A 23,784-nucleotide genomic window follows, 5' to 3' on the forward strand; every position below is an offset into this window, starting at 1 on the left:
ATATGTTGGATTTGTCTAAAATCCCTTCTCCCTGTTATGTGATGGAGGAGGAACTGCTCAGAAAGAATCTGAGCCTGATCAAGCACGTGGCAGATACAGCCGGTGTGGAGATTATTCTGGCGTTTAAAGCCTTTGCCATGTGGAAGTCGTTCCCGATTTTCCGTGAATACATTTGTCACACTACAGCCAGCTCGGAGTATGAGGCCCGTCTGGCTTTCGAGGAGTTCGGCAGCAAGGCGCATGCGTATTCGCCGGCGTACACTGCGCAGAATTTTCCGGCGTTTCTGAAATATTGCAGTCACATTACCTTTAACTCGCTTTCTCAGTTCGAGCGTTTTTATCCGCAGGCAAAGGCCTGGAACGAGCCGGTGTCGTGTGGATTGCGCATCAATCCGGAGTATTCGGAAGTGGAAGTGGAACTGTACAATCCGTGTGCACCGGGAACGCGTTTCGGGGTAACGGCCGATTTGCTCCCGGAGGTACTTCCCGAAGGAATCGAAGGATTCCACTGTCATTGTCATTGTGAGTCCAGCTCTTACGAACTGGAGCGTACGTTGCAGAATATCGAGAACAAGTTCTCACGCTGGTTCTCTCAGATTAAATGGCTGAATCTGGGAGGAGGTCATCTGATGACCCGCAAGGATTATGACGTGGAGCATCTGATCGGCTTGCTGAAGGGACTTAGAGCGCGTTATCCTCACTTGCAGATTATTCTGGAGCCGGGATCGGCATTTACCTGGCAGACCGGTCCGCTGGTGGCTTCTGTGGTGGACATCGTGGAAAGCCGCGGCATCCGTACGGCGATTCTGGATGTAAGTTTTACTTGTCATATGCCCGATTGCCTGGAGATGCCTTACCAGCCTCGCGTGCGTAATGCGGAATCACTTCCGGCGGATGCGGTGAAGGAGGCTACTCCTGACATGCACGTATATCGCCTGGGTGGAAACAGTTGCCTGAGCGGAGACTATATGGGAAGCTGGCGCTTCGATCATGAACTGCAGGTGGGTGAGAGGATCATATTTGAGGATATGATACATTATACGATGGTTAAGACCAATATGTTTAATGGTATTCATCATCCGTCGGTGGCCTTGTCTCACATGAACGGGGAATTAGAAATCTATAAGAATTTCACCTACGAGGATTATCGAGACAGAATGTGCTAAGAGGAAAAATGAGATAATATATGCCGGTTGCAGGGGAATTGCAGCCGGCAGATTGAAAAAAACAGTGTTGTTGCGGAAAATTTTGAGGATTTGGCCATATTGCTCATGGTTTGCGGCTTATATGTTTGATAATAAATATTTTAATTGATGATTTCTTGTCGTTTTTAAGGTAAAAACGAGGACTGAAAGAGAGGGAAAAATCAATTTTTTGAAAAAAAATATTGCAAAAAGTGCTCTCAGATTTTGGGAGTTTCAGAAAATGTATTACCTTTGCACTCGCAATCGGGAAAACGGTTGTAAGATATGCGGAAATAGCTCAGTTGGTAGAGCATAACCTTGCCAAGGTTAGGGTCGCGAGTTCGAGTCTCGTTTTCCGCTCTCTTTTGAAATAAAACTTTGCCCAGGTGGCGGAATGGTAGACGCGTACGTTTCAGGTGCGTATGTCGAGAGGCGTGCAGGTTCGAGTCCTGTTCTGGGCACAAGTAGTAATTGGTTTTGGAGGGATGGCGGAATTGGTAGACGCGCCACTTTGAGGGGGTGGTGACAGTTATGTCGTGTGAGTTCGAGTCTCATTCCCTTCACTCCAAAGGCAAATGCGGAAATAGCTCAGTTGGTAGAGCATAACCTTGCCAAGGTTAGGGTCGCGAGTTCGAGTCTCGTTTTCCGCTCTCTTTTTGAAATAAACTTTGCCCAGGTGGCGGAATGGTAGACGCGTACGTTTCAGGTGCGTATGTCGAGAGGCGTGCAGGTTCGAGTCCTGTTCTGGGCACAGTAGTTGCGGAAATAGCTCAGTTGGTAGAGCATAACCTTGCCAAGGTTAGGGTCGCGAGTTCGAGTCTCGTTTTCCGCTCTTCAGGAGAAATCGGAATCATTCGGTTTCTCTTTTTTTATGTATTTCTTTATCCGTTATTCTGGACTTTGATATATATTTGCGCTTGCAAAACAGAAAGTATAGAATGGAAATGAAAACTTATGATATTTATTTTACAGACGGTGAATCTACTGATCATAAAGGTTTTTTTCTGAAAACAGAGGATAAGGCTATCCATATGGCGGAAGACATGTTGAAAAAGGGAAACAGCTATACGGAAGAGTATGCCGGAGGAACGATTTCGGTGGTCGACTCGGAAGGAAATGTGGTATGGAGTCATCCGATACCGGAAGCGAAATCATTGAATCATTAATTATATAAAATAATAAAATACAGTAATATGTTCTCGGGAATAGTAGAAGAATACGCGGAAGTAGTAAAGGTCGTAAAGGAACAGGAAAATCTGCATTTGACGCTGAAATGCTCGTTTGTGGATGAACTGAAGATTGACCAGAGTGTTTCACACAATGGGGTTTGCCTGACTGTGGTAAGCATTCAGGACGGTACGTACACGGTGACTGCCATGAAGGAGACAATCGAACGTTCGAATATCGGCTTGCTGAAAGTGGGCGATAAGGTGAACGTGGAACGCAGCATGATGATGAACGGACGGCTGGACGGACATATCGTACAGGGACATGTGGACCAGACGGCTACCTGTGTCGCAATAGAGGATGCACAGGGAAGCCATTATTTCACGTTCAAGTATGAGTTTAATCCGGAAATGGCCAAGAGAGGATATTTTACGGTCGACAAGGGTTCGGTAACTGTGAACGGCGTGAGTCTGACGGTATGCAATCCTACTCAGGACACGTTCCAGGTAGCTATTATTCCTTATACTTATGAGCATACTAATTTCCATACGTTTACCGTAGGTAGTGTGGTCAACCTGGAGTTTGATATTATCGGCAAGTATCTGAGCCGTATGATGCAGCTTTCTTGCTGACCGGCTTTTCATGAATAGAAGAACCGCCCTGTCATCGTGCCTGGAATGGCGTGGATGACAGGGCGGTTTGTTTTTACAGGTCCTTTAACAGGACTTCGCTGTTTTTGTAGATATATTCGTTGCGGCTCTTTACCAGGATATCCCATGATTGCATGTGCTGCTTGAAGTTGACCTTGAATTTTTCCGATCCGGCAGCATCCAGTCTGTTCAGAAGTACTCCTACACTCAACTGATTGATGTCCATTCCCGGGAGGTAGGCGGTATCTTCCTTGTCGTCGTTGATGGTCTCGTAAATCAGACTGATGTCCTGCAGCTCGTATAATATCTTTTTGGTCAACCGGATGGGTATCTGCAGTTCCCGGCTCAGTTCCTTGGAGGTATATGGTTTCTGGTCTTGCTGGAAACGCTTGCAGATGGCGGACAGTATGATGGTGCAGAAAAAGTCGTGGTAGCGCCGGCTGATGTGGGCGGTTTCCTTCCGGAAATCAAAAGAGTCCAGGTTCTGGCTGGCGTAGCTCATTTCGGCTCCAAAGAGGCAGATGGTCCAGGATATCTGTGTCCACAGCAGGAACATGGGGATGGCTGCAAAGCTTCCGTAGATGGCATTGTAGTTTGAAATCCATATCTGGCTGTTGACGTAGAAGTACTGGAATGCCTGGAAGGCCGTTCCTGCCAGGATGCCCGGGATGCAGGCGTGTCTCAGCTGGACTTTCGTATTGGGAATGAAAATGAAAAGTCCGATGAACATTCCCCATGTGAGTGCGTAGGGAATGAGGCTGACCAGGAACTGCATGATGGGAGCCAGCAACAGGAAGTTTTCCATGTCTTTTATATAGGTGGTCATGAATATCGTCAGTCCGCTGGAGATTACAATCAGCAGGGGAAGCAGAAGAATCATGGAAAAGTAGTCGGTGATTTTCCGGAATACGGAACGCGGGCGCTTGATCTGCCAGATGGCATTGAAGCTCCGTTCGATGTTGTCGGTCAGGATCAGGATACTCCACATCAACATGATCAGACCGATGCCGATGAAGATTCCGCTTTGGGCATGCTTGAGGTACGACTTAATCCAGGTGAGGATGAGTTCGCTCTGCTGGTCGGTCATTCCCTGGCGCAACTGTTCTTCGATGATGGTATCGAAGCCGAAGCCCCGGGCTATGGCGAAGAGGATGGCCAGTATCGGGATGATGGAAAGCAGGGTGCTGTAGGTGAGCGCCGATGCACGTACCTGGATACGGTCTTCTTCGTAGCGGCTGATGGACAGCATGATTACTTTCAGGTAAGAATATAACCGGAAGCGGAGAGGGGATACCTCATCGGGAGTGACTCTCCATATCTCGTCGGTGAGGAAATGAATGTAACGCTTGATGGTGTGGTTCATAGGTGTGAGTTTTGATGAAAAAAAGCAGTCGGTCTATAAGCCGGGTTCTGTACTCTGGGTTACAGAGTGTCTGTCATTTATCTACGCCTGCCGTCACCGACAGGCTCTAGCGGTCTACCCTCCGACGTGGGGCGAGCAACCCTCGTTGATGCCGGTTTACATGACCTTACAACTCCTAAGATGTACAGCCTGCCTGTCACCAGGCAGCTGGTAGGCTCTTACCCTACCTTCTCACCCTTGCCGCCGCTCCTTGCGGAGGGGGCGGTTATTTTCTTCTACATTACTCTACCCTCGCGGATAGCTTTCTGTTAGGAAGTAGGATGCTCTGCGTTGCCCGGACTTTCCTCTTGTATATACTACCAGCGACAGACCGACCAACTGCTTTTGCCGCAAAGGTACATAAATAAACTGAAAGTCGGATAAGGTTTTCGGAAATATATCTGACAGGTTTGGCAAAGTGACTGGTAATGAATGTAAAATTGTCAGTCTGTGCCGTTAATGGCGGTTAATGCTTCTTGTTCCATTGTTAAAAGAGGGAAAAAAGCATATGTGTGGAGTACAACCGTATGGAATTTGTTATACTTTAGCAAATGAAATGTTAAACAAAACGTGAAATTAACAAATTAAACCATATAGGCTTATGAAAAAGATAACTAAATTGGCAGTGGGTACCGCAGCGGTTATCGCTGTTAGCGCAGGAGTGGCAGGAGTTACTACATATGCTCTGATGCAGCCGGAACAAGATAAGGCTACTTCATTCTACGATGAATTTCAGGCGGCTTCACCGGCACGGTTCGCTGCACTGGATGCATCCAGCATGCAACCGGTCGATTTGACCAAGGCTGCAGAGAGTTCGTTGAATTCTGTGGTGCATATCATGGCAGTTCAGCGCAGCAAGGTGCAGACGATTCAGACGCAGCCGGATATATTTGACTTTTTCTTCGGAGATGGCCGTGGCCGCAGACAGCAGGTGCAGACTCCTGAGCAGAGAGGTTTTGGTTCGGGTGTGATTATTTCGAAAGACGGATATATTGTAACCAATAATCATGTGATTGACGGAGCGGATGAGATTTCCGTGAAATTGCATGACAGCCGTGAGATGAAGGGACGTGTGATTGGTACTGACCCTACTACCGACTTGGCACTGGTGAAGATTGAAGGAGATGATTTTCCGGCAATTCCGGTGGGCGACTCAGAGCGCCTGAAGGTAGGTGAATGGGTATTGGCGGTAGGTAATCCGTTTAACCTGGGATCTACTGTTACGGCAGGTATCGTCAGTGCGAAGTCTCGTGGACTGGGTGCTAACGGAGTAGAATCGTTCATTCAGACAGATGCGGCCATCAATCAGGGTAACAGTGGAGGTGCCTTGGTAAATGCAAGAGGTGAACTGGTAGGTATCAACGCCATGCTGGTGTCTCCTACAGGAGCATATTCGGGATACGGATTTGCAATTCCGACCAATATCATGACGAAGGTGATTACCGACTTGAAACAATATGGTACGGTACAGCGTGCATTGCTGGGCATTGCCGGACGTGATATGGGTAATGAGACTTATCCGGATGAAATCCGTAAGGAACAGCGTGAACTGGGCGTGAATGAAGGTGTACAGGTAGTAGAAGTTACCGAAGGTGGTTCTGCTGACGGAACACTGAAAGAAAATGACGTCATCATGGAAATCAACGGCAAGAAGGTGAAGACGATGGCTGAATTGCAAGGATCGTTGGCTAAGTTCCGTCCGGGCGACAAGATTACGCTGAAGGTATGGCGTGACAAGAGTGAGAAGAAGTTTACTATCACACTGAAAAATGCTCAGGGAAATACCAAGATTGTAAAGAATGCCGACATGCAGTTGCTGGGTGCTGCTTTCCGTGAGGTGCCTAAGGAACTGAAAGAGCAGTTGAACCTGGGATACGGTGTACAGGTTACGGGAGTTACGGAAGGTCGTATGGCCGACAGCGGTATCCGTAAGGGATTCATCATTCTGAAAGCCAATAACAAACAGTTGAAATCCGTACAGGATCTGGAAGATGTGATGAAGGCTGCTTCTCAGTCACCTGATCAGGTACTGTTCATGACAGGTATCTATCCTTCTGGCAAACGTGCGAACTATGCTGTTGATTTGTCACAGAATTAATGGTAAGATAGAAATAGAAGGTAGTAGTTTTTTGTAAAAGATTGTTTATGGGCAGACGACATGCATAATGTCTGCCCACTGATATAAAAAACGGCTCTCCAAGTGGTATGGTACAAACATATGCTTGGAGAGTTTTTTTTATGTGGTAAGGTAGCTCTCATGCGCTGCATTCTGGTATAGTATCTGGCCTATCGGTATAGATGCGTTTTTTTGTAAAAACAGTCAATGCCCTGGAATAGCGAAGTTTTTCGCTATTCCAGGGCATTGATGTTGTTGAATGGACCAGCCATTCAGAGAAATTGCTCCGGTTATCGGGATCTTGAAATTATTTTCTCGTTACTGGAACGTATGTCGTTTTCTAATTGTTTGGCTATCAGGTTGAACTTGACTTTCCATTCGGTCTTTTCTTCAATCAGCTTCTCTATTTTCTCATCCTTCTCACGTAAATATTTTATAAGTTCAGTTAATTGTTGTAAATCATCCGGATTTGCGACGGATTCTGCCTTTTCCATCTCTCCTTTTCCGGTAATCAGCCATTCCGCGTTGAGCCAATCAAATGTTTGAAGTATCTTCACCAGCATATCAAAGCCCGGTTTGTTTCTTTTTTGTACTACAATACCTCTAACTGTTTGGTCTACAACTCCAATTTTTCTGGCGAAAGCAGGTATGCTAAGTTGTTCGTGTTCAATTATTTTTTGTAGTCTTTCAATTATATCCATATAAAAACTAGAAAAAAATCAATTAAATATTTTGTTATTTCAAATAAATGCTTGATATTTGCATCGTTTTTTAATCATTCATGTAGCTAAGTTATAAAAAAACAATGAAAGGGTATATTATGATTGAAGGATTCAGAAGTATTAGTAGTTGGTATCATTCTTTAAGATTTAAGGATTAATACCTGTCTTGAGGATGAAAGATCTCGGCTTGATTATATTGAAGGCCTTTCCTTTTCGCAATGAATATCCTGTCTTGTTTACAGAATACTATTAAACAATTGATTGATGTATAGTATGCTAAATGAGATATTATTTGCCCTGAAATGTAATCGGATAGGTTTGTAAAAACCTTAACAGCAAGTTTTCGGAGATGATGTAAGGTGGGGAGGGTACATTGCTCTATTGCACAATGATATCCGATGATGTGCCCTGCTTTTTACAGGAGAAAATTGAGGAAATAACAAATTAATTAGTGGAAATTATTTAACAAATGAATCACGATGAAGTCTGTTTATTGTTGGTTCGCATTATTTATAAATTTATAAATTAAATGTTTATGAACAAAAAGTTTACGAACTCACTCCTTTTTAGTGCAGCGCTGCTTTCTTCTGGAGTGATGTCATCATGTAAGGATTATGATGACGACATTAATTCTTTGAACGACCGGGTTGCAGCGGTTGAAGCATCTATTGCCGATTTGCAAAAGAAAATTGCAGAAGGCAAATGGATTGTCAGCTTCGACCAGAATCAGGCAAAGGACGGTTACATTCTGAAATTGTCAGACGGTAGCACTTTGGAAATCAAGAACGGTGCCAATGGTAAAGATGGTATCGACGGAACAAATGGTGCCGATGGTAAGAACGGAGCTACTTGGGTAATCGATGAAGAAACCAAAGAATGGGTGATGATTGATGCGGATGGTCAGAAACATCCTAGTGGTGTAATTGCTGAAGGCAAGCCGGGAGCAGACGGTAATGACGGTGCTCAAGGTCCTCAAGGTCCTCAAGGTCCTGTTGGTCCTGCCGGTGAACCGGGTAAATCTCCACAGATCAATGAAGAAGGTATCTGGGAAGTTTGGGACATCAACGAGAAAAAGTATGTGTCAACAGGTATTTCAGCTACAGGTACTGCTTCTTACGTAGTAGAATTCCAGGCTTACTGGGAATTGCATATGGTAGTTGCTGATGAAAACGGCAAACCGAAACCGGGCGAATTTGCTACAATCATCCTTCCTAAGACTGCACAGATTTCTTCTTTGGATGTGTATAGCCTCGATGGAAACAGACTGGATGCACCTGAAGTAACCATTTATTACGGTTCAGTTGAAGGTTCTCAACCAGTAGAATTCAACGGCGTAACTCATCAGCCGGGAGAAATTCTGATGTCTAAATCAGCCAGCCTGGTTGCACAGGTAAATCCGCTGAGTGCAGACGCCAGCTTGTATAAATTCAAACTTGCCAACTCTAAAGGTCAGGAAATCTTTACTGCTACCGCTACTGGCAAAAACAAAACGGATGGTGCGCTGACTCGTGCAGCAAGCGAAAACCAGGGATTCTGGGATTTGCAGTTGGATGTAAACGGTACACAGGTTCCTGTATACGATCCGAATACTGCTTTTGCTTTGCAGACTACAGTTTGTGGTCCTGAAAAAGACAATTCTCCATTGGTATCTTCTGCCTTCAATATCAAAGTGAAGATGACTGCAGAACGGACTAATGTTCCTGCTCATGAATCAACTGTAACTGTAAAAGTCGGAGAAAATATTTCTTGGGAAGCTTTGAAAGATTTGCTCTTCGGTGCACAGGCAGAAAATCTGAAAGTGGCAGATTTCAACTTCTTTGCTACAGGAGATGACCAGGCTCAGTTAAATAGAGACGGTGTAGTTATCGAAAAAGATTTTGTAAGATTTACAAAAGCCAGCGGAACTCAATATATTACTTCTGTATCATTTGGCTATCTGGGATTGGACGGAGCCATCGGTACTCCTATTCGGATGAATATCATAGCTGAGGCTTCTTCAGAAATCTCAATTCCGGCATTCAACCATAAGATGAACGACGGTGGCGTACATAGAGTTACTGTTGACTTCCCTGATCAGGCTGAATATCTTGATATTTTGAAGGACTTCCAGGTTACTTCTGTAGAATACAAGTTTAAGAACAGCAATGTAACTGTCGATGGTCAGCCAGTAGGTAATGTAAACCTGAACGCTATCTTGGGTACTCCATTGTTGAGCAAGACTACTGTACAGGGATATGAGAAGTATTCTCTGTCAATGGACTTCGATAACAGCAAGTTGTTTGCAGAACCGATTGAAGCTACCGTTAAGTGCATTAACATGACTGGAACTGCTGAAGTGAAGTATATCAAGTTTGATATCTTGATTACTGGACCGGATGCTTATACATTCAACCGTGTGGACGGTTACTTCGAAGGAGATGCAGTTAAAGCATATCCGACGGTAACAGGTGCTACTAAGACATATGATTTGAGCGAATTGCACACTATTGATCCGGCAGATCTGACATATGTTTCTTACGCTGCTGAAAATGCTAACTGGTTCCAGACTCCTGGCAACAAGAGCAAGGTTACCTTTACCAATGCAGATGTCAACAAGCCACGTAACGTTGAGGTTTCTTACAGACCGTTCAACAATACGAACCTGAACAAGACAACTGATAAGTTTACAGTTGAATTCCGTTCTCAGATTGAAGACGGTAACATTACTCTTGCTGAGGAAGGCTTCAGCCTGACTGTTGACAAAGACAATAAGGCTACTCTGAAAGCAACAGACCTTAAGTTTACTGACTACAACAATAAGGCATACGAATTGGATGATGCACGTATTGCAAGTCATAAACTGGAATTGGTAGGTGAGGATGTAAGTGAATACATCAAGTTTACTGGAGATGCAGATAGATTCATAAATGGAACTATCAGTATTGAGCGTGTAAATCAGACTGTAATTCCGGAAGCAAAGACATTCCAGGTTAAACTTACTGTTACAGATAAACTGAACCGTACTAAGGTTGCTACAGTTAACGTAACTGTGAAGTAATTTTGTCTTATACTTTTATACTCATTCAAGTGGGGGCTTGTCCCCCGCTTGAACTTTAACTTTATATTTCCCGTTTCCGTTACAGGATAATCAAGCATTGGCTTTTGAACTGAAACGGAAAATATAACCGTTTAAAGTCAATAGTTGAAACATAAGAAAGAAATTACTGCTGAAATATAATACTTTCATTTGAATAAGTTGAAGATTCCTTGAATGAGTAGCCTTAAGCGTAAGGCTCACTCTTTGTTTTAATAGTATTCTTTTTATTGTTGATCAATTAAAGAATAGCGATGGAGACACCTTTGTGAAAAGCCGGCTTTGTCGTATTATTTTATAGTATTTTTGTTATTGATCAAATTAAAACTCCTGTGAGGCTGTCTTAGTGATAAGGTGGCCTCATTTTTTATTCTTATCCTCCTTATTCTCCTTTTCTTCCTTATTCTCCTTGGCCTTTTTATGCAGTTGCATAGCGGTATAACGGTATAAACTGTATAGCCTATAGACAGCATAAACGTTCCTGGGCGGTATCAGAATATGTACTGTAATCCTAGAGACAAAGACTGTCAAATACAGCCATTGCTCCGGGGATAAAGCAGAAAGGCATGTGACTAAGCTTCTTTCGCTTATTTCACATGCCTTTCTTTATGTTTGATATTTTCCGGGATATTGTTTTGATATCTTCCGGGATGTCTTCTTTAAATTCTTTTTTTCTCAAACTTCCCGTAAGACGGATATTCCTTGTATATCCCTTCTTCCCTTCTTTGTCAACCTGTTACAGCTTGATTTTCTTCTTTACCGCCTTCGATTCATTATGCAGGCGGTCGAGCGCTGTAATTACGTAAGTATATTTGGTCTTTCCGTCCTCATACGGCAATTTGTAGAATGTATTGCGTGTGATTTCCACAATGTGCGACGGATCATCCAGATTCACCTTTTCTTTCCGGTCAAAACGGTATACTACATACTGAACCGCCTTATCCATTTCCTTGTTGGCCTTAGGAGCCGTCCAGAACAAGATATATCCATCTTCCGTCCATATCGGCTTCACCTTTTTCACCTTATCCGGTGCCTTGTCGTCGATAAACGGAGAAGTCGGAATCAGGGCCGGATACTTATGATAGACATTAGTCAGCACATCCCGGTAGTTACCCTTGTTTTCCACCACAGCAGCCGCATACCACTGGCAACTGCCCTGTACGGTAGGAAGCGAACGCTGCAGGTTCAGTTTGGCCGGAATCTGACTTTGTGCCGGATTCTGCAAATCGGCCTTTGTCACTGTCCGCACCACATCCTGTCCGATAAAGAGCGGGCGTGCAGCCGAATTCTTGGCCCACCAGCGGATCAGCTTCTCATAATCAGCTGCCGGATGTCCTATCTCCCAGTATATCTGCGGAATGTTATAGTCCACCCATCCGTTGTTTACCCATAACAGTACGTCGGCATATAAATCATCGTAATTCTGCAATCCGTTGGTATCACTGCCGTTCGGGTCCGATTTGCGGTTACGGTAAATACCGAAAGGAGAAACCCCGAACTTCACCCAAGGCTTGCATTCATGAATGGTTTCATGCAGCTCCTTGATCAGTACGTTCACATTATCCCGTCGCCAGTCGGCCTTCTGTCTGAATCCCCTGCCATATCCCGCAAAACTGAGCTGGTCCGGAAATTCCTCTCCCGGATTCGGATACGGATAGAAATAATCGTCCATATGTATGGCATCCACATCATAGCGCGATACGATGTCGCGTACTATCTTGCAGATATACTTGCGCGATTCCGGATATCCCGGATCGAAATACAACTGCCCGTTGTAGCGCACAAACAGTTCCGGATGCGCATTATACGGATGCTTGGGCGATAACGCCGTCGTACCCTTTGTCTGTGCCCGGTACGGATTGATCCAGGCATGCAGTTCCATATTCCGCTTATGACATTCCTCGATCATGAACTGCAGCGGGTCCCACATCGGACTCGGAGCCTTACCCTGAACCCCTGTGAGAAAACGGCTCCAGGGCTCATAGCTCGAAACATAAAGCGCATCACATTCGGCACGGACCTGGAAGATGATGGCATTGATTCCCGCTTTTTCCAATGCATCGAGCTGACTGATGAGCATGTTCTTCATCTGTTGTACCGGCATTCCCTGAAACTGTCCGTTTACACATTGGATCCACGCTCCCCGGAATTCACGTTTGGGTGAAGCCGCCTGCATTGCCGGAAGTACCAGCAACTGAAGCAGCATGAGCAATACAAGTAATTTTCTTGTTTTCATTGTTGTTCTGAATAATGATAAATCTTATGATTCATGGAAGGCCGCTTCCGTATTTGCCTGCGGTCTGCTCCCTTCCTCTGTTAACCAATCGTTCTCTTTGTTAAGTTGTTAACCAATCGTTCCGCCGTTAAAACTGATATCCGAATCCCAGGTTGAGATAGATAGGGTACATGGCAAATGTAACGGTATTGAAGTCCTTTCTGAAGATATCGTTCAGCCCCCATGTCAGGTCGGCATGCACCGTCAGATGCTTGTAAGCCCTCCATTCTCCTCCGGCCTGAATGCCCCACTGAAAACTGCGGAGTTCGTCCGAGAAGTCATAGGTTGCCTGATTGTCACCGGTGAAATCGATACGGCTTCCCGTTGCATCAGGAGTACGCAGATGTCCTTCGTATACACTTCCGGAGAACTCTCCCTCCAGCATATACGACATATAAGGTCCGGCCGAGAGCTGCCAGCGGTCATTGATCTTGTAATTAACCAGCACCGGTACGGTCAGATACGACATTTTCACCTGAGTCTTTACACTTCCGGTCCAAAGTCCTTCTACCTTTCCGCCCGTATCATTCAATATAGCCATTCCGTAATTCTTAACCCGGGCTTCCGTATTCATGTCTTTGCTGTCCAGACGCAGTCCTACGGATACACCCCATTTTTTCTGTACATCCACCCATTTGGTAATGTTTCCTTCCAGTGTAATGGCCAGTCCCGGCGAATAACTGTCGAGCGAACGTATTTCCTTCGGAAGCGGAAGGGGAGAGGTACCTCCGATGTTAAGACCTGCCTTGAACGAATAGTCCAGTCCGTGCAGGGCCGACCAGATCAATCCTTTGTGTGCTTCCTGTTGCTGTGCGTAGACACCTTCTCCGGCCAGAAGCAATCCTGCGAGTAAGGCGATAATATACTTTTTCATACAGAATCGTTTTTATTTGCAAATAATTTCCACTTCATCTATCCACAAGGTACTGCCGATGGCTCCTTTGAAATAAGCCCCTTCGGCACTCGATGAAAAGACCACTGCCAGCTTGTATTTTCCAGCCGCCAGGTCCTCCTGTACAATCGACTTCCCGTTTTGTGCCACAAACGGCAGGTCAAAAGCTGTCCATTCATCCGTTTCCACGATATCCTCCGGATTGATCTGGGCCTTCAATACAATGCTCTTGTCATTCAGCGAATTTCCTCCGTCCAGGAAGAAATCACTTTGAGATGCTTCATACAGTACGGCATAGATATCACACTTGTCTTTCCCACTGAGATTCACCGGTTGCGATCCGGCCTTGAACTTGTAGTAACCTGTCAGCCGTTCCGGCTCTCTGGTAAACGGAAATCCGAAATGAGTCGCTTCCAGCGGATGGTTGATGGCATTCTGCACGTCAAAAGAACCGATGAACAGGTTACCCGCAGCAATAGGCATATTGACCATTTCCCCGAAACTTCCCGTTGTTTTCGTTTCCAGTTTCACGCAGTTGCCCACTTTTCCGCTTCCGGCCTGTGCAGTAGGATAGTCCAGTCCGTTGCTTCCCATTCCAGTCAGTTTGAATCCGGGATTTCCACTGGCCCATTGCAGTCTTCCGTCGATGTCTGTCAGGTAGAAAATATGATAAGGATCTTTTTCTGCCAGATTCTCAAACGAATACTTCAGCGGTAACTTCATGACATACAGGTTGATGGAATAACTTACCTGCTGACTGCCATCCTCCGAAGTCACCGTAAATTTCCGCTGAGCCTGCTGACTGAAGTCATACAAGGGAGGCACATCGGTAGCCAACGGTTCGGCTGCCGCTATCGTAGCTCCGTCGGGCAACTGAAAAATCAGTTCCTGTGCAGCTGTATTGGCTCCGTCCAGTACATATACATCAATTTCTTTCCGGATATCATTGAAAGTAAGGAGTTGGATATTTGCACCGCTGCATCCATCAATGGCGGCTTCCACATTGAGTGCTTCGTCCTTTATGCAACTTGTAAAGCATAGGGCCATACATGCACCGATAAATAAATTGCTTAATTTCATTTTGTGTCAAAAAATTGAAAGTTAGATGGCGCAAAGGTAATGAAAATAATTGGCTTACGGTGGATTTTATCCGGCTCTTTACAAAATGTAGCCGCACTTTCGGAACAGCCCCGTTCTCATGGTTTCCCGAATAGAAAAATCCCCGGTGCAAGAAACCCTCAGCCTGCTTGCGGAGATAAGTTCAGTTATCCCTTCCCGGCAGTCAGTATGGCTTTTTGCATCGGGGAAAATCACTTCAGATTCTCAGTCCCAGATGAAGGAAAGACTCAGACAATCAGCATTGCAATCATCTGTATGAACAGAATCAGGAAGACCATTGCAATCGGATATACCGTCGCATAAGCCACTCCCGGAATATTGCTGTCCACCATCGAGTCGGCAGCAGCCAGACCCGGAGTACTCGTCATACCTCCGGTAATGGTTCCCAGCAGGTCAAGTATGCTGATTTTAAATACAAGTCGTCCGATAATTGTAGCCAGCAGCATCGGCACCAGCGTGATGGCTGCCCCTACGCCAAACAGCATGAATCCACTTTCCTGGAACGTAGCCACCAGCGTCTTTCCCGCCGACGTACCCACTTCGGCCAGGAAGAGCAGCAGTCCCAGCTGGCGCAGCAACTGGTTGGCATGTCCGGTCATCGACCACAGTATCGGTCCGGTCTTGCCTATTGCACTCAGTACCAGTGCCATCATCAGAATACCACCGGTCAGTCCGGGAGAGAAAGACAGTCCCCCGCCGAAGGAAATATTCAGTTTGCCGAACAGCACTCCCAGCACAATACCCATTGCGATAGGGAAGAAGTCCGTATCCGACAACTTTTTCGCATCGTTTCCAATCAGTGCGGCAACTCCCTGTAAGCCCTCTTTCTCACCGACCACCATCAGCTTGTCGCCCAATTTCAGTTCCAGGTTGGCCGAAGGCGAAAGGTCGATACCGCTTCGCCGTACACGCGTCACCGTACAGCCGAAGTTGCGCTGCAGGTTCAGGTCGCAGAGCTGTTTTCCGATCATATCCTTTTTGGTGAGCAGCAGCGACTCAATGCTCTGCGTATTGCTTAACGGCAACTCTCCCTCCTCGCGCGAACCGAGCATCAGCGCAAGGTTGTTCAGCGACTCCTCACTTCCCACCGCCTGTATACAGTCATCCTTTTCGATGACAGTATGCGCCTTCGGGATAATGATTTCCTGTCCCCGCTGCAGTCTGGAGATGATAGCCCCCGTCATCGACCGCACGTTCAGCTGCATGAGCGTCCGTCCGAACACCGTCGGGTTGCTCACCCTGAACAGACAAGTCTTGAGTTCCGGAAACTGGCTGCGCCGTTCCCTTTCCAGCCGCTTGGCCTCCTCCTCCAGGTCGATTCTCAACAACTTGGGCAACAGCTTCACGAACAGAATCACCCCGATGACCCCAAACGGGTAGGCGATACCATAAGCAATGGAAGCCAGCGGCGACTGCGTACTGTCGATGGCCACCGCCAATCCCGGCGTACTGGTCAGCGCTCCGGCAATCAGCCCCACCAGACTGGGCGTATCGATGTCAAAGAAATATTTCAGTCCCACTCCGGTCAGACAGGCCGAAGCCACAATCAGCAAAGTAATCAGAATCAGTGTCTTTCCCTTGCTCCGGAACGAACTGAAAAAACCCGGTCCCGCCTGGATACCGATGGTAAAGATAAACAATACCAGTCCGAAATTTCCCAGTTCCTTGGGAATCGACACTCCCCAATGGCCAAATGCCAGTGCGATGAAAATGACGGCCGACACATCGAGCGAAAGTCCCGCTATTTTGATACGTCCCAGCATAAAGCCTAAAGCCACAATCAGAAAAATAGAAAAATAAGAAGATTGCAGTAAATCGAGTAACATAACAATAATTTAAAGTAATAAAGGGTTATAAAAATCCGAAGACAAAGATAATGCTTTAGGTCTATATTTGCAAATCCTTGATTTACTGCACGCTGAAACGCAATATTTTTTAGTTGAAATGTAAGTGGAAAATACCGGAACGGAACTGAAGGACGGACTTCCGCACGGAACTGCGGATGCCGGTATCCGAAGACCGCTGTCAGTCGGGTACCGGCACCCGTGGTTCCGGTTTATTCATGCAACTGTCCGATGTACTGATACAACTTCCGGTAAAAGGCATGGCGGGTCAGGGTAGAAGCATCCCCCAGAATAATCAGTTTCATACGTGCCCGGGTAATGGCCACATTCATGCGCCGCAGGTCGTTCAGAAAACCGATCTGTCCCTCCTCGTTGGCACGCACCAGACTGATAATCACAATGTCTCGTTCCTGTCCCTGGAAACCGTCGACCGTATTGACCGTAATCGCACTCCGGAAAGGCTTGAAAAACGGATCCCGTTTCAGCAGCTGGCGCAGGTACTGCACCTGAGCCTTGTACGGCGAAATCAGTCCCACATCAATCCGTTCATCCAGAAACCGTTCTTTCCCTATCTTCCCGATATACGCCTTCAGCTGTTCCACCGACAGTTCCGCCTCCTCCTTGTTGATGCGTCCGTAACTGTCGCCTACAAACTCCTCGTTGCACTCCAGCTCTTCGGTATTGATCCATTCAATCGGCGTATCAAAATCGAGGATGCTCCGGTACTTCACCTCAGGCGCCGACTGCAGCATCCCCCCATAAAACCATTCGGAAGAGAAACGCATGATCTCATCGTTCATCCGGTACTGCATCCGCAGCAGCGACACACAGTCGGGCTTGTTCTTGACGATACACTGCATCAGCGTATGCCCCAGTCCCTCTCTTGCCGCCTCCGGATTCTTTACCGTAGGAGGAAGCTGGCAGTGGTCGCCCGCCAGTATCACGCGGTCGGCCTTCCGGATAGCTATCCAGCAGGCAGCCTCCAGTGCCTGAGCCGCTTCATCGATGAAGAGCGTTCCGAAGCGGTATCCTGCCAGCAGCCGGTTGGCACTTCCTGTCAGCGTACAGGCGATGACACGTGCCTCGCCGAACAGCGCTTCATTGATCCGTATCTCCAGCTCATTGGCCCGGTCCTTCAGCGAATTGATCTTCTGTCGCACCGCCTCCCGGTTCGCACTCTTTCTCACCTGCGTATACAGCTCCCTGATTGCCTTGCGGATGCTCCACAGTTGCGGATAATCAGGATGAGACTCAAAGCGGCGTTCGTACGTAAACGACAACATCTTGTCGTTCACCCGACTGGGATTCCCGATCCGCAAAACCTTCACCCCACGGTCCACCAGCTTCTCGCTGATCCAGTCGACCGCCATGTTGCTCTGCGCACACACCAGCACCTGATTCTCCCGGTGCAGCGTCTCGTAAATCGCCTCTACCAGCGTCGTTGTCTTTCCCGTTCCCGGAGGTCCGTGTACGATGGCTACGTCCTTGGCATGCAACACCTTGTTGACCGCCTCCTCCTGCGTCCGGTTCAGCCACGGGAAACGTACCGGAAGAAAAGCAAACGTAGCGAGCGGCAGCGTACCGTGGAAGATATCCCTCAGGTCCGCAAGCCGGTTGTTCTTGGCCGCAATCACCTGCTTCAGTGCCTCAAACATCAGCCGGTAGCTGGTCTCGTCGAAATAAAGCTGCACCCCTGCCACCTCCCTCGACAGCAGTTGCGCCAGTGCCTCTGCATGCGGCAGAATCACCACCATCCGGTCCTCCTCCACATAATTCACCGTAGCCGTGAAATTCAGATAAGTCAGTTTGCCGCTTGCATCCTGCGTAAAGAAACAGACCGGCCGTCCATATTCAAACTGATGTTCAATCTCCTTATCCTCACAGCGCTCAATCTCAATCACCAGCTGGTTCAGCGCATTATAATAACTTCTCCCCATGCGGATCGGATACCAGCACATCCCCCGCTTGATTTTCCGTCCTATCCCCATAGCCTCCGTCTGCTGCTCAAACTGCCTTTTCTCGTAGTCGTATTCCTCCTTCAGCAGTTCATATTGCTTTTGCAGATAAAGCACGGGCGACGGTATGACACGTGATTCCTGTTTCATGATTCCTTGGTTTTTTCAGCCTTTTCGGCCAGCATTTGTGCCCTTGATTTACTTTGCGTAACGAGGTAAACCCCTGCGAAAATCAGCAAGGTAGCAGCCGCCTTTCCCCATCCGAAAACACCCATTCCCAATATCACCGAAACCAGCGTGCTGACAATGGGCTGCACATAGTTGTACATGCTCACCACCGTAGGCCGCAGCGCCTTCTGTCCCACCAGCATCAGGATATACGCACAGTACGTACCGAACAGCACCACATATCCCACCTCCAGCCATACCTCTGTGGCAAAGTGAGTATTCATCATCTCCGATACATCGCGGTAAGAAAAAGGCAGGAAACAGATGGAAGCATACGTAAACATCCATTTCATCAGGGTAAACACACTGTACTTGGCAATCAGTTTCTTAAAGATAGTCAGGTAGCAGGCAAAACTGAACTGTGCCGTCAGGCAGAGCAGGTCTCCCCACAGGTTGCTGTCCTTAGCCGCACCGCCCTGGCTTCCCACCACCAGCATCAGTGCCCCTATCGAGCCCAGGAAGATACCTCCCACCTTCATCGGGGTAACCGGCTCTTTCAGGAAAAGCGCAGCCAGCACCATGGTGATGAGCGGCATCGTAGTCGTAATGATTGAAGCATCGATGGGCGAAGTCAGCGACAGCCCGAAAGTAAAGCACCCCTGATTGAATACGATGCTCAACAACGCCGCGAAAAACAACATCAGCAGGTCCCTGGGCGGCACCTTCTCATCGCGGACAAAAAAAGAAGTTATCCAGAAACACACCGCCCCTCCCGTCATGCGCAGGGTAGCCAGCGAGAGTCCGGATACTCCCGCTTCCATGGCAGCCTTTCCCATGGGCGACATCAGTCCCCACATGGAAGCCGCCCCCAGCAGCGCCAGATGCGCCTTGATTGTTTTACTGTTCATTATTCCTCCAGTTTTACGGATATTCCGGGGTGCAAAGGTACAAGGATTCCGAAAAAAGAAGTCAGAATTATATTGATTAATTCAGAGGAAACCATTAATTTTGTTAGTACGATCATAAACCGCAGGCAAATTATGAAAAAACAAGCCGACTATATTAAGCGCATTGAAATCATCGGACTCTGGGGACGGAAGAACATTTCGTGGAACCTGCGGGCCGATGTGAATATCCTGAGTGGAATCAACGGAATCGGAAAGAGCACCATATTGAACAACTCCGTAAGCCGGCTGTACGCCCTCGAAGGCGGCTCCCTTTCGAACGGGGTCAATGCGGGAGTCTCTTTCGTCTTTTCTCCCGAAGATGCCACTTACATCCATTTCGATGTCATCCGCAGCTTCGACCGTCCGCTCATCAACAGCGCCCTGCTCGAAAAGATAGGCAACCAGCACGTGAAGACAGAGCTCGACTGGCAGCTGTACCAGTTGCAGAGACGCTATCTCGACTATCAGGTGAACATCGGCAACCGCATCATCGAAATGCTCACCAGCGGTGTGATTGAAGAGCAGGCCCGTGCAGCCGAAGTCTCCAAGCCCAAGACCCGTTTCCAGGACCTGATAGACGACCTCTTCAGTGAGACCGGGAAGAAAATCATCCGCAAGAGCAACGAAATCCAGTTTGAGCAAGACGGAGACATTCTCACTCCCTACCAGTTGTCTTCGGGCGAAAAGCAGATGCTGGTCATACTGCTCACCGTACTGGTACAGGACAACCAGCCTTGCACCCTTTTCATGGATGAGCCCGAAATCTCCCTGCACGTAGAATGGCAGCAGCGGCTGATTTCGCTGATCCGCAGCCTGAATCCGAACGTGCAGATCATTCTGACCACCCACTCTCCGGCCGTCATCATGAACGGATGGATGGATGCAGTGACCGAGGTCAGTGACATTACCATGCACTAAGCCTGCACAAGGTTAACCGATAAAATGAGACCGCTATGGGAAAACGACTGACAGAAAACCTTTCTTCGCTTTATATCGGGGCCGCCAACAGCCTGAAGCCGAAACGTGCCAGAAAAAAAATCGTGGCTTATGTGGAAAGTTACGACGACATTTCTTTCTGGCGGGCACTGCTGACCGAATTTGAGGATGAAACCCGCTATTTCGAAGTGATGCTGCCCTCGAGCAGCTCGCTGGCAAAAGGCAAGAAAACGGTACTCATGAATCAGTTGGGCCCACAGCTGGGGCAGAACATGATAGCCTGCGTAGACAGCGACTACGACTACCTGCTGCAGGGGCGTACACAGACCTCCCGCTACATCATCGAAAGTCCGTATGTCCTGCAGACCTACGCCTATGCCATCGAAAACTACCATTGCTATGCCGAAGGCCTCCATGAAATCTGTGTGATGGCCACCCTGAACGACCACATGCTCATCGATTTTCCCGCCTTCATGAAACTCTATTCCGAGATTGCCTACCCGCTGTTTATCTGGTCGGTCTGGTTCTACCGGAAACACATCCTCTCGGAATTCTCTCTGCTCGATTTCTGTTCATACGTCAAGCTCGACCAGGTGAGCACCCGTCATCCCGAGAAAAGCCTTGAAGTCATGTCAAAGAAAGTCAACCGCAAGTTGCGCGACCTGGAGCACAGGCATGCAGACGCAGTGGGTGAGATAGAGAAAATGAAAAAAGAATTCCTGCATCTGGGCGTAACCCCCGAGAACACCTACATGTTCATTCAGGGACACCACATCATGGACAATGTCGTCATGCGCCTGCTGATACCGGTCTGCACAGTGTTGAGGCGCGAACGGGAGCAGCAGATCCACGACCTTGCCCTGCACGACCTGCAGTTGCATAACGAACTGACCAATTACCAGCGGAGCATCGTCGGCGTGGAGACCGTCATCTACAAGAATACCAACTACAAAGACTCTCCGCTTTACCAGCGTATCCGCGAAGACGTAAAAAAACTGATACACTCCATCGATTCCGGCCGGCGCGAGTAATCTTTCCTGCCGGATTTTGACACTCCGTTTTTATTTGCTTATTTTGCCGTCTGAATCAGTTAAATCATTTGTATTGTTATGAAACAGACCTTTGCACCTTTTGCCAAGCCGCTATATGTCATGACCAAGCCTGTAGGGGCCGTATGCAACCTGGCTTGCGACTATTGTTATTATCTCGAAAAGCTGAATTTATATAAAGACAGTTCCAAGTACGTGATGAGCGATGAACTCCTGGAACGTTTCATCCGCGAATACATCAATTCCCAGACCATGCCCCAGGTGCTGTTCACCTGGCACGGAGGAGAAACCTTGATGCGGCCGCTTTCGTTCTACAAGCGCGTGGTGGAACTGCAGCGTCAGTATGCCAACGGACGTACCATCGACAACTGTATCCAGACCAACGGTACCCTGCTGACAGGCGAGTGGTGCGAATTCTTCCGCCAGCACAACTGGCTGGTAGGAGTGTCCATCGACGGACCTCAGGAATTTCACGATGAATACCGCCGTAACCGTCAGGGACGTCCCTCGTTCGCTAAAGTCATGCAAGGCATCAACCTCCTGAAGAAGCACGGAGTAGAATGGAACGGCATGGCGGTAGTAAACGATTACAATGCCGACTATCCGCTGGAATTCTACCATTTCTTCAAGGAAATCGGATGCCGTTACATTCAGTTTGCTCCCATTGTCGAACGCCTCTCTCCCCATCAGGACGGACGCCATCTGGCTTCCCCGCTGCAGCAGGACGAGAAGCTCGCCGATTTCTCCGTTTCTCCGGAACAATGGGGCAACTTCCTTTGTACCCTTTTCGATGAATGGGTACGCAACGATGTCGGTCAGTACTTCATTCAGATCTTCGATGCCACCCTGGCCAATTGGGTAGGAGAGCAGCCCGGAGTCTGTTCCATGGCAAAGACCTGCGGCCATGCAGGCGTGATGGAATTCAACGGCGACGTATACTCCTGCGACCACTTTGTCTTTCCCGAGTTCAAGTTGGGCAACATCTATGAGAAAACTTTGGTAGAGATGATGTACAGCGAGCGCCAGCAGCAGTTCGGACTCGACAAGCAGCGTACCCTGCCTTCACAGTGCAAGGAGTGCGAATTCCTGTTTGCCTGCAACGGAGAATGTCCGAAAAACCGTTTTGCAAAAACCGCTTCCGGCGAGCCCGGCCTGAACTACCTTTGCAAGGGCTACTTCCAGTTCTTCAAACACGTGGCTCCCTATATGGATTTTATGAAAAAAGAACTCCTGGCCGAGCGTGCTCCCGCCAATATTATGGAGTATTTAAAGAGCCATGACCTGTAATTGTAGTAGAAAAAGGAGACGTGATGTATAAAAAATGCATGATATTTTAGGAAAAAAAAGGGAAAATAGAGACTGAAAAAATGTTAGAATAGTTGCCTGTTTTGACCATTTAGATAATATTTTTAACAAAACGCCCTCTTTTCTCCCTTTAGAATGTTTTGATTTTAAAAAATAAATACATAACTTTGTTAGTGTTAAAACAAACGAAGTGAGCCTTTGGATATAGCAAAGACGGCCCTTTCACTTTAGTTTTTGTCTTGAATAAAAATAAGTAAGTCTATAGGGGGCGGGACTATAACTAAAATGTATATCATTATGAAAAAGTTTTTATTGACAGCAGTATTAGGCATGTTCGCATTGGCTGGATTCTCTCAGATGACATGGAATGCAAAAGTAGGTATGAGCATGACTAACTTGAGCAACACTGATGCTGATATGAAAGTTGGCTATACAGTAGGTGTTGGCTTGGACTATCAGTTTACTGATATGTGGTATTTGCAGTCAGGTCTGAATATCACCGGTAAGGGTGCGAAAGCCGGAGATTTGAAAATCAAAACTCACTACCTGGAAATTCCGGTATTGGCAGCTGCGAAGTTCGATGTATCTGACAACATGAAGTTTGTAGTTAACGCTGGTCCTTATCTGGCATTCGGTATGGGCGGTAAATTGGAAGAAGGAGATGCAAGCATGAAGGTATTCTCTAAGGAAGACGGAATGGAAGAAGCTCTGATGAAACGCTTCGACCTGGGTCTGCAGTATGGTGTAGGTCTGGAACTGAGCGACAAATACCTGATTAACCTGACTGGCCAGTACGGCTTTATCGATCCGTTCAAGGGCGACGGTGGTGAATCTTCACACAACATTGCATTCATGATTGGTGTAGGTTACAGATTCTAATCAGTTGAACCCGTTAAAAAATTTCAATATCTTTTATTTTCCGGTCCGCATTTGCGGGCCGGTTTTTTTATGCCCTTACGGTTCCTTCATACGAAACGGGG

The 23,784-nt window shown here is 47.3% G+C and carries 17 protein-coding genes, 6 tRNA genes and 1 other RNA gene; 15 read left to right on the forward strand and 9 right to left on the reverse strand.

Annotated elements, in window-relative coordinates; all coding sequences use genetic code 11:
• Positions 1-2 precede the first annotated feature (2 nt).
• The 9 genes from nspC (at position 3) to H3001_RS06275 (ending at position 2,983) form a co-directional block, all read left to right on the forward strand.
• A complete protein-coding gene (nspC, locus tag H3001_RS06235; protein WP_181214422.1) occupies positions 3-1,166 on the forward strand; it encodes a carboxynorspermidine decarboxylase in 1,164 nt (387 codons plus the stop codon).
• Positions 1,167-1,471: 305 nt separating this feature from the next.
• Positions 1,472-1,544, forward strand: a tRNA-Gly gene (locus H3001_RS06240).
• 20 nt (positions 1,545-1,564) lie between these two features.
• Positions 1,565-1,645, forward strand: a tRNA-Leu gene (locus tag H3001_RS06245).
• Positions 1,646-1,663: 18 nt separating this feature from the next.
• Positions 1,664-1,747 (forward strand) — tRNA-Leu (locus H3001_RS06250).
• Positions 1,748-1,761: 14 nt separating this feature from the next.
• Positions 1,762-1,834: transfer RNA gene (locus H3001_RS06255), tRNA-Gly, on the forward strand.
• Positions 1,835-1,854: 20 nt separating this feature from the next.
• Positions 1,855-1,935 (forward strand) — tRNA-Leu (locus H3001_RS06260).
• An 8-nt stretch (positions 1,936-1,943) separates the two neighbouring features.
• A tRNA-Gly gene (locus H3001_RS06265) sits at positions 1,944-2,016 on the forward strand.
• Positions 2,017-2,122: 106 nt separating this feature from the next.
• Positions 2,123-2,350: a hypothetical protein gene (locus tag H3001_RS06270; RefSeq protein ID WP_394367796.1), complete on the forward strand. Its 228-nt coding sequence runs from the start codon at positions 2,123-2,125 to the stop codon at positions 2,348-2,350.
• A gap of 27 nt (positions 2,351-2,377) precedes the next feature.
• On the forward strand, positions 2,378-2,983 hold the full coding sequence (locus H3001_RS06275) for a riboflavin synthase (RefSeq protein ID WP_178244379.1): 606 nt from the start codon (positions 2,378-2,380) through the stop codon (positions 2,981-2,983).
• A gap of 73 nt (positions 2,984-3,056) precedes the next feature.
• Here the strand turns inward: H3001_RS06275 and H3001_RS06280 are convergent, their stop codons facing one another.
• Entirely contained in the window at positions 3,057-4,364 is a 1,308-nt protein-coding gene (locus H3001_RS06280; protein WP_181214423.1) for a YihY/virulence factor BrkB family protein, read from the reverse strand.
• Between the two features lie 20 nt (positions 4,365-4,384).
• Positions 4,385-4,746: RNase P RNA component class A (gene rnpB / locus H3001_RS06285), an RNA gene on the reverse strand.
• Between the two features lie 258 nt (positions 4,747-5,004).
• Here rnpB and H3001_RS06290 point away from each other — a divergent pair.
• Positions 5,005-6,501: a Do family serine endopeptidase gene (locus H3001_RS06290; protein WP_181214424.1), complete on the forward strand. Its 1,497-nt coding sequence runs from the start codon at positions 5,005-5,007 to the stop codon at positions 6,499-6,501.
• A 308-nt stretch (positions 6,502-6,809) separates the two neighbouring features.
• Here the strand turns inward: H3001_RS06290 and H3001_RS06295 are convergent, their stop codons facing one another.
• The gene (locus H3001_RS06295; RefSeq protein ID WP_178244376.1) at positions 6,810-7,220 is read right to left on the reverse strand and encodes a hypothetical protein; all 411 of its coding nucleotides are present in this window, start codon (positions 7,218-7,220) and stop codon (positions 6,810-6,812) included.
• A gap of 556 nt (positions 7,221-7,776) precedes the next feature.
• Between H3001_RS06295 and H3001_RS06300 the strand changes: the two genes are divergently transcribed.
• A complete protein-coding gene (locus H3001_RS06300; protein ID WP_181214425.1) occupies positions 7,777-10,278 on the forward strand; it encodes a collagen-like triple helix repeat-containing protein in 2,502 nt (833 codons plus the stop codon).
• A gap of 772 nt (positions 10,279-11,050) precedes the next feature.
• Here the strand turns inward: H3001_RS06300 and H3001_RS06305 are convergent.
• The 6 genes from H3001_RS06305 to H3001_RS06330 form a co-directional block, all read right to left on the reverse strand.
• A complete protein-coding gene (locus H3001_RS06305) occupies positions 11,051-12,520 on the reverse strand; it encodes a glycoside hydrolase family 10 protein (protein WP_394367797.1) in 1,470 nt (489 codons plus the stop codon).
• A gap of 157 nt (positions 12,521-12,677) precedes the next feature.
• Complete coding sequence (locus H3001_RS06310; protein ID WP_178244373.1) at positions 12,678-13,463, reverse strand: porin family protein; 786 nt, start codon at positions 13,461-13,463, stop codon at positions 12,678-12,680.
• Positions 13,464-13,475: 12 nt separating this feature from the next.
• Positions 13,476-14,561 carry a PCMD domain-containing protein gene (locus H3001_RS06315; protein WP_178244372.1) on the reverse strand — a complete coding sequence of 362 codons (1,086 nt, stop codon included), beginning with the start codon at positions 14,559-14,561 and terminating at the stop codon, positions 13,476-13,478.
• Between the two features lie 266 nt (positions 14,562-14,827).
• Entirely contained in the window at positions 14,828-16,426 is a 1,599-nt protein-coding gene (locus H3001_RS06320) for an aspartate:alanine exchanger family transporter (RefSeq protein WP_181214427.1), read from the reverse strand.
• 230 nt (positions 16,427-16,656) lie between these two features.
• On the reverse strand, positions 16,657-18,549 hold the full coding sequence (locus H3001_RS06325) for an AAA domain-containing protein (protein WP_181214428.1): 1,893 nt from the start codon (positions 18,547-18,549) through the stop codon (positions 16,657-16,659).
• A complete protein-coding gene (locus H3001_RS06330; RefSeq protein ID WP_181214429.1) occupies positions 18,546-19,475 on the reverse strand; it encodes a DMT family transporter in 930 nt (309 codons plus the stop codon). The genes H3001_RS06325 and H3001_RS06330 overlap by 4 nt, the downstream gene beginning before the upstream one ends.
• Positions 19,476-19,607: 132 nt before the next feature.
• Between H3001_RS06330 and H3001_RS06335 the strand changes: the two genes are divergently transcribed.
• From H3001_RS06335 to H3001_RS06350, 4 genes are all read left to right on the forward strand, one after another.
• Entirely contained in the window at positions 19,608-20,432 is an 825-nt protein-coding gene (locus H3001_RS06335; RefSeq protein ID WP_178244368.1) for an AAA family ATPase, read from the forward strand.
• 35 nt (positions 20,433-20,467) lie between these two features.
• Entirely contained in the window at positions 20,468-21,481 is a 1,014-nt protein-coding gene (locus H3001_RS06340) for a DUF4435 domain-containing protein (RefSeq protein WP_178244367.1), read from the forward strand.
• Positions 21,482-21,559: 78 nt separating this feature from the next.
• Positions 21,560-22,786, forward strand: coding sequence for an anaerobic sulfatase-maturation protein (locus tag H3001_RS06345; RefSeq protein ID WP_181214430.1), 1,227 nt, complete (start codon positions 21,560-21,562; stop codon positions 22,784-22,786).
• 315 nt (positions 22,787-23,101) lie between these two features.
• Entirely contained in the window at positions 23,102-23,683 is a 582-nt protein-coding gene (locus H3001_RS06350) for a porin family protein (protein WP_178244365.1), read from the forward strand.
• The last annotated feature ends 101 nt before the right edge of the window (positions 23,684-23,784 follow it).

The organism is Phocaeicola faecicola, assembly GCF_013618865.1.
Lineage (GTDB): Bacteria > Bacteroidota > Bacteroidia > Bacteroidales > Bacteroidaceae > Phocaeicola > Phocaeicola faecicola.

Excerpts from the sequence above, each read along its gene's own strand:
- H3001_RS06290 (WP_181214424.1), top strand. The coding sequence starts at position 5,005 with ATGAAAAAGATAACTAAATTGGCAGTGGGTACCGCAGCGGTTATCGCT.
- H3001_RS06350 (WP_178244365.1), top strand. The coding sequence starts at position 23,102 with ATGAAAAAGTTTTTATTGACAGCAGTATTAGGCATGTTCGCATTGGCT.
- H3001_RS06270 (WP_394367796.1), top strand. The coding sequence starts at position 2,123 with ATGGAAATGAAAACTTATGATATTTATTTTACAGACGGTGAATCTACT.
- H3001_RS06335 (WP_178244368.1), top strand. The coding sequence starts at position 19,608 with ATGAAAAAACAAGCCGACTATATTAAGCGCATTGAAATCATCGGACTC.
- H3001_RS06315 (WP_178244372.1), bottom strand. The coding sequence starts at position 14,561 with ATGAAATTAAGCAATTTATTTATCGGTGCATGTATGGCCCTATGCTTT.
- H3001_RS06330 (WP_181214429.1), bottom strand. The coding sequence starts at position 19,475 with ATGAACAGTAAAACAATCAAGGCGCATCTGGCGCTGCTGGGGGCGGCT.
- H3001_RS06340 (WP_178244367.1), top strand. The coding sequence starts at position 20,468 with ATGGGAAAACGACTGACAGAAAACCTTTCTTCGCTTTATATCGGGGCC.
- H3001_RS06305 (WP_394367797.1), bottom strand. The coding sequence starts at position 12,520 with ATGCTGCTTCAGTTGCTGGTACTTCCGGCAATGCAGGCGGCTTCACCC.
- H3001_RS06325 (WP_181214428.1), bottom strand. The coding sequence starts at position 18,549 with ATGAAACAGGAATCACGTGTCATACCGTCGCCCGTGCTTTATCTGCAA.
- H3001_RS06295 (WP_178244376.1), bottom strand. The coding sequence starts at position 7,220 with ATGGATATAATTGAAAGACTACAAAAAATAATTGAACACGAACAACTT.
- nspC (WP_181214422.1), top strand. The coding sequence starts at position 3 with ATGTTGGATTTGTCTAAAATCCCTTCTCCCTGTTATGTGATGGAGGAG.
- H3001_RS06320 (WP_181214427.1), bottom strand. The coding sequence starts at position 16,426 with ATGTTACTCGATTTACTGCAATCTTCTTATTTTTCTATTTTTCTGATT.
- H3001_RS06300 (WP_181214425.1), top strand. The coding sequence starts at position 7,777 with ATGAACAAAAAGTTTACGAACTCACTCCTTTTTAGTGCAGCGCTGCTT.
- H3001_RS06345 (WP_181214430.1), top strand. The coding sequence starts at position 21,560 with ATGAAACAGACCTTTGCACCTTTTGCCAAGCCGCTATATGTCATGACC.
- H3001_RS06280 (WP_181214423.1), bottom strand. The coding sequence starts at position 4,364 with ATGAACCACACCATCAAGCGTTACATTCATTTCCTCACCGACGAGATA.
- H3001_RS06275 (WP_178244379.1), top strand. The coding sequence starts at position 2,378 with ATGTTCTCGGGAATAGTAGAAGAATACGCGGAAGTAGTAAAGGTCGTA.
- H3001_RS06310 (WP_178244373.1), bottom strand. The coding sequence starts at position 13,463 with ATGAAAAAGTATATTATCGCCTTACTCGCAGGATTGCTTCTGGCCGGA.